This is a genomic window from Gordonia sp. GONU (assembly GCF_024733855.1).
GTDB classification, from domain to species: domain Bacteria; phylum Actinomycetota; class Actinomycetes; order Mycobacteriales; family Mycobacteriaceae; genus Gordonia; species Gordonia amicalis.
In genome coordinates this window covers 1-1,128 of record NZ_JANRHB010000080.1, presented here as the reverse complement: position 1 = coordinate 1,128, position 1,128 = coordinate 1, and the positions used below count along the sequence as shown (strand labels likewise).

Below are 1,128 nucleotides of genomic sequence, written 5' to 3'. Positions count from 1 at the left end.
CCGCCGCAGACGACAGGACCGCCTCGGCAGATTGACCCCCATTGAATTCGAGACCATCATCAACCACGAGGCCCCTCAGGCCGCGTGACTAACCCTGTCACCTATCCGTGCACCAGGCCCTTGGTTCTCCAATCGGGTGAGAGGTGGCCGCTGCGGCGACCCTTACACCCGTCAGTTGCTGTGTAGTCACCTAAAGGTTCCCGAGTTTCGACGCCCGACACCCGACACCCGGCCGATCATCAACGGCCCGCCAACGGAGGTGTGCCAGCGTGAGCAGGCGTCCAATCCGGCCCAGCACTATCTCTTTAGACCCCGCGGGAACTTCGCTGTGGCGTGATGTCGGACTGTCACGCAGAGTCCTGATGATCGCGGTGACACCTAAGCAGCGTTACTTGTCTGCATGTGACTACGCACCAACGAACGAGCCAACGGATAGTCGACCTTCCCGTTGGGCCGCGTCGGGAACCGCCCATACCGTGTCCGCGAGGGCGCTGCGATTGGCAGTGCGATCGCTTGCGGATCCGTTGCCACTCTGCCCGGACCTCGATACCTTCGCTTCCCTCTTTGCTTTCGCCAGCTAAGTTCTTCATCCCACCAGTCGCGAACCAGTCGATCGACGAGATGGCTCTGTGCCCGTCGGACCATTGCGCCGTAAGATCCGAATGCGACGGCTACTTCGTCCCACCTATCCCTGGAGGGAGTCAGTAGGTTCAGCTCCCGGAAGTAGCGAAGCCACGCACGGACGCACCGGCTGGAGTAACCCGTGGCACTCACAAGACCGATCACGGATACGTGACCACCCTGCCAGGCTGCATGGATCCTCTCGGCGATTCCGCCTAGACCTTCTCGCCAAACCCAGATGTCGTGGTGGGCATGGTGGAGTCGCAGGGTGGAGCTGGCAAACGGGGGGCGTGTTTCCCCTTGTGTTGCAGCTGTGTCAAACGCAACATGTGCGAGCTCCCAGGTTGCCGACTCTGTCCCCTGCGCCTCAGCGACTCGTCTGATCCAGCCTTCTGCCTGGAGGCGGTGAAGTGCCCTCGATGCTGTTGCGGCGTGAACGTTAGCGGCTTCGGCTAGCCGGCGAACGTCGATGTTCACGGTCGTTGTGTGCGCCTGAGCGCACACAAC

1 protein-coding gene is annotated in these 1,128 nt (G+C 61.7%); it reads right to left on the bottom strand.

The features are described 5' to 3' along the window. Positions 1 to 378: 378 nt before the first annotated feature. A complete protein-coding gene (locus NWF34_RS25530) occupies positions 379 to 1,098 on the bottom strand; it encodes a MarR family transcriptional regulator (protein WP_158037440.1) in 720 nt (239 codons plus the stop codon). Between the last annotated feature and the right edge of the window lie 30 nt (positions 1,099 to 1,128).